Source organism: Treponema sp. (genome assembly GCF_045657965.1).
Taxonomy (GTDB): Bacteria; Spirochaetota; Spirochaetia; order Treponematales; family Treponemataceae; genus Treponema_D.
In genome coordinates this window covers 1-4,263 of the sequence record NZ_JAZOUG010000225.1, presented here as the reverse complement: position 1 = coordinate 4,263, position 4,263 = coordinate 1, and the positions used below count along the sequence as shown (strand labels likewise).

The 4,263-nt window shown below is 34.7% G+C and carries 6 protein-coding genes; 4 read left to right on the top strand and 2 right to left on the bottom strand.

Annotation, left to right across the window (positions count from 1 at the left end; translation table 11 throughout):
* Positions 1 to 323 precede the first annotated feature (323 nt).
* Together ACKI5B_RS08285 and ACKI5B_RS08280 are read left to right on the top strand one after the other, a co-directional pair.
* Positions 324 to 812: an FtsB family cell division protein gene (locus ACKI5B_RS08285; RefSeq protein ID WP_407427664.1), complete on the top strand. Its 489-nt coding sequence runs from the start codon at positions 324 to 326 to the stop codon at positions 810 to 812.
* Positions 793 to 1,383: an L-threonylcarbamoyladenylate synthase gene (locus ACKI5B_RS08280; RefSeq protein ID WP_407427662.1), complete on the top strand. Its 591-nt coding sequence runs from the start codon at positions 793 to 795 to the stop codon at positions 1,381 to 1,383. The genes ACKI5B_RS08285 and ACKI5B_RS08280 overlap by 20 nt, the downstream gene beginning before the upstream one ends.
* On the opposite strand, the gene ACKI5B_RS08275 is transcribed toward ACKI5B_RS08280, so the two are convergent.
* Positions 1,384 to 2,271 (bottom strand): TP0183 family DNA metabolism protein, encoded by an 888-nt coding sequence (locus tag ACKI5B_RS08275; protein WP_407427660.1) that lies wholly within the window; start codon positions 2,269 to 2,271, stop codon positions 1,384 to 1,386.
* Positions 2,272 to 2,296: 25 nt separating this feature from the next.
* Positions 2,297 to 2,758 carry an SsrA-binding protein SmpB gene (gene smpB, locus ACKI5B_RS08270; protein ID WP_407427658.1) on the bottom strand — a complete coding sequence of 154 codons (462 nt, stop codon included), beginning with the start codon at positions 2,756 to 2,758 and terminating at the stop codon, positions 2,297 to 2,299.
* Positions 2,759 to 2,825: 67 nt separating this feature from the next.
* Between smpB and lepB the strand changes: the two genes are divergently transcribed.
* Both lepB and ACKI5B_RS08260 read left to right on the top strand, forming a co-directional pair.
* A complete protein-coding gene (gene lepB / locus ACKI5B_RS08265; protein WP_407427656.1) occupies positions 2,826 to 3,524 on the top strand; it encodes a signal peptidase I in 699 nt (232 codons plus the stop codon).
* 14 nt (positions 3,525 to 3,538) lie between these two features.
* Positions 3,539 to 4,263: coproporphyrinogen-III oxidase family protein (locus tag ACKI5B_RS08260; RefSeq protein WP_407427654.1), on the top strand; the 725-nt coding region annotated here is incomplete at its 3' end.

Genomic DNA, 4,263 nt, shown 5'->3' with positions numbered 1-4,263 from the left:
ATCTACAACTTCAATATCAGATTCTATATCCATTTCAGATGAAACAGTTCTAGGAGGCTTTTTTACCCAAACACCATAATTGTCAAGTTCATTTGTTTTATCTGAATCACTCATATTGTTCCCCTTTAAAAGCGAATTTCTGAAAGCTTAACACTTTCTTTATGAAGTCTTTGATTTATTATCGGAATAAATCCTTCAAGAAATTACACTTAATCTATTTATTTTAACATACATATTGTATAAAAGTCCATTTTTTTTTAAGAATAAAAAAATCATTTTAGAAAATTTAAAGTCTCTCCGATATTCAAAGAGTTATGATAAAAATGTTCAGGCTTCTCTCCGCAGCTCTTGCTGGTATTGCCGTATATGTTCTTGTTTCATTTACCTGTGGTTCTGATGGAATTTGGGCAGATGGTCAGCTCAGGGAGCAGAAAAGGAATCTAAGTGCGAGAGCTGATGAAATTCAGAAAATTAATGACAGTCTCGTTCTCGAATATACGGCTCTTGAAAAAGACCCGGATGTAATAGCAGGATTTGCCCGTAAAATGGGCTATGTCCGTGACGGGGAAAAAATTGTTAAAATTAACGGCCTGATAAATATAAGCGAGAATCATTTTGAAACCGGTACGCCGATAAAATCAGTAGAACCATATTTTCTGCCGGAATGGTTCTGTAAGGTTTCTGGTTTACTGATGTTTTTTGTAAGTTACCTCTATCTGATATTTTTAGGCAGTAAAATAAAAAATGCCGCTGTCAAAAAAAATAAAGTAAAAATTAAGGGGATACCTGTTTATGATTTGCCGCAAGTCTGATGAAGAATCTATTCAAATAGCTGCCGATTATATTCGTCGTGGAAAAATTGTTGTTCTCCCTACAGATACTGTTTATGGTTTTTCTGGAATCGTTGACGGAAGACATTATTCGTTTCATACAAATGAAAAAATCTGCCGGATAAAGGGCAGAGATGAAAAAAAACACTTAATTCAGCTTATTTCGAAAACTGAAGATATAAAAAAATATACAAGAGATGTAATTCCTGATGAACTTTTAGAAAAGTGGCCGGGGCCGCTTACAATTATTGTTCATACATTTGCCAAAGACGGAAATTTTGAAACTACTGCTTTCCGCTGTCCGGGCGATGAATGGCTTAGGAAAGTAATTGCTTTGTGTGGAGCTCCTATTTATTCAACAAGCGTTAACCGGAGCGGATTTGCAGTTCTTGATAACATTCAGCAGATTAAAAATGAATTTGGAAAAGAAGTCGATTTGATTGTTGATGACGGAGATAAAAAAAATGGATTACCGTCAACAATTGTTTCCATAGATGAAAATGGTGAAGTGAAAGTTGTTCGTCAGGGGACTGTTACTGTTAATAACGTGTAATTATCTTCTGATCCAGCTTGAATTCAGTATTCCCGGTTCAGTTCCGGAATTTGTTGAAATTACAGTGGTTTTAGTTCCTTCCAGTGTGTCATGAGAAGTCAGTGAAAAATTCCAGGTGATTGGAGATGCTGTTGAAGCACAGGCAAGTGCTTTTTCACGCGGCAGTTCCGGGAAAAATGATGCATTTGATTTTCCTACCTGTGAAATTTCAAGAGTTGTGTTTCTGCCTTCTATTGTGGCCTTTTTGACTGTTATTTTTATGTTCATTGTGGCTCCATTTTTGAAAATAACAAAGCCCCGGCCGCCTCTTAGAATGATGATTTTGTCTGTAAACGGCTCCCCAGACCAGGTACCTGCCAGCGATTCTATATCTATTCCCGTGTTAAAATCTGCTTCGATATTTGCCTTGTTTGCGGAGATAAATTCTGGTGCAGGCTCTTTTAAATCTGAAAGAACTTTTTCGATTGCATTTTTAGCGCCTACTAAGATTTTGTAATAAGATTCGTAATTTTCAGTTGCAGAGTGGGTGATTCCGTCTGACTGCGTAACGGCATTAAATTTACAGTTCCATATAGTCTGACCGGATTCATTTTTTGTATCTGTAATTTCGGCGTAAAAGAAAATCTTTGCATTTGTATGTAAAAAATCGGGAAGTACTGTTGAAGCTTTGCTTAAATTCGGGCGTTTGTCGTCTACTTCAATTCCATCTATGGATTTTAACTGGGTAAAAAATACATCCTGTGCCATTTTCAGCATATTTGTGTCGGATGATTTTGAAACAACTCCGTAATAATCAACTAAAACGCTTTCAGCAGATGTAAGCTGAATTGAAGTGAGAAAAAATACTAATACATATAAGTTGAAAAGCTTTTTGTAAAAATTCTTCAAATGCGTTTCTCCGATTTATTTCTGTTTATGACAATCCCTTTCTGAACTCCCTTGCCATATCTCTGTTAAGATCTCTTTCCTTTATGCTTTCCCTTTTATCGTAAAGTTTTTTACCTTTACAGACTCCCAATGTAAGTTTTACTCTGCCGTTTTTAAGATAAAAATCCAGCGGTATAAGTGTGAAACCTTTTTCATCAACTTTGCGCTGAATCCGTTTTATTTCTTCTTTGTGAAGAAGAAGGCGCTTTTTTCTGTCCGGATTATGATTAAAGACAGAAGAATATTTATATTCAGAAATATGGAAATTACGCATCCATACTTCACCATTTATAATTTCGGCAAAAGAATCCGAAAAGGACACATTTCCAGCCTTAACAGATTTTACTTCGGTTCCTTCAAGTTCAAGACCGCATTCGTAAGATTCTTCGATAGAGTAGTTAAAGCGTGCTTTTTTATTTTGTGCGATAATCTTTACACCTTCAGACATATCTTCTTATTATAAGGATAACAAACTGAACTTGCAACAGTTTCAATAAATCTGTTATTCTATAGATATGGAAAAAAATATTTATGCAATTTCTTATAAAATGCGTAAAGAACTTTATCACCGCATTTGTTTTATTGTAAGTATCGTACTTCTTTTTTACTTTATCGTTTCTATTTTTTTGAATTTTATTATATTTCCTGTTTCAAATAAATCAGATTCTATGTCTCCTGATATTCCTTCTGGTAGTTATGAATTTGTGTGTCCTTTGCTTAAAAGTCCTGAGCGGGGAGAAGTTATTCTTATGAATAACTATAAAAGTGAGCCAAAAGGCGTTTTTAAAAGTCTTTTATCCAGTGTGGTTCAGTTTGTTACTTTCAGGAAGTGTAATCTTTTTGAGCAGAAGCCTGTTTATGGAACCCGACCTGTAATAAGACGTGTTGTTGGTATTCCCGGAGATACGATTTATATGAATCAGTATGTAGTTTTTATAAAACCTGCCGGTCAAAAACATTTTCTTACTGAATATGAACTTTCCTCAGTAAAATATAATCCAAAGATTTTAGTACCTCCTGCTGGCTGGGATTCTGAACTGGGAGCAAAATCTGCAATTTCTGAAATAACGCTCGGACCAGATGAATATTTTGTGCTTGGCGATAATAGAATTTCTGCAAGTGATTCAAGAATCTGGGGAACAATAAAACAAAACTCAATCATCGGAAAATGTGTGCTTCTGTATTTTCCGTTTAATAAATTTAAACCTCTTTAATTCAAGGCTGTTTTGTGATTTCTTCGCTTTATATTCATATTCCGTTCTGTAAAAAAAAATGCGATTACTGTGACTTTTTCAGCATTGCAGAAAGTGAAAGACGCGGAAAATGTAATGATTTGAGTGATTTATACATTGATTCACTTTTAAAAGAAATTCAGATTTATGCGAAGTTTTATGAAATTTCTGCCTGGCGTACAGTTTATGCCGGTGGAGGAACTCCAAGTCTTCTTTCCTGTGAGCAGATTCTTAAACTTATAGAAGGAATAAAAAATACAGTTCCCTTTACAGAAGACTGTGAAATTACTTTTGAAGTAAATCCGGATGATGTAACCGAAAACTTTTTAGAAGCCTGTAAAAAATCCGGTATAAACCGGCTTTCAATGGGAATACAGGCTTTTGATGATAAGGCATTAAAAGCAGTAAACAGGGGCGCTGATGTTCAAATTATAGAAAATGCACTTGAAAAATTAAAAAATTACTGGAACGGCCGGCTTTCTGTTGATTTTATTGCAGGTCTTCCGAATCATACTTATAAAGCATTTGAAAGTCAGTTTGAAATCTTAAAAAAATATTCAAACATCGATCATGTTTCTCTTTATACTCTTACTGTTGAAGAAAATACACCTCTCTGGAAAAAAATCGAAGACGGGAAAATCAAGTTTTCATACGAAAAAGCAGATAAAATGTGGTTAAAAGGCAGAAATATTCTGGAAAAAATGGGCTTTTTACAGTATGA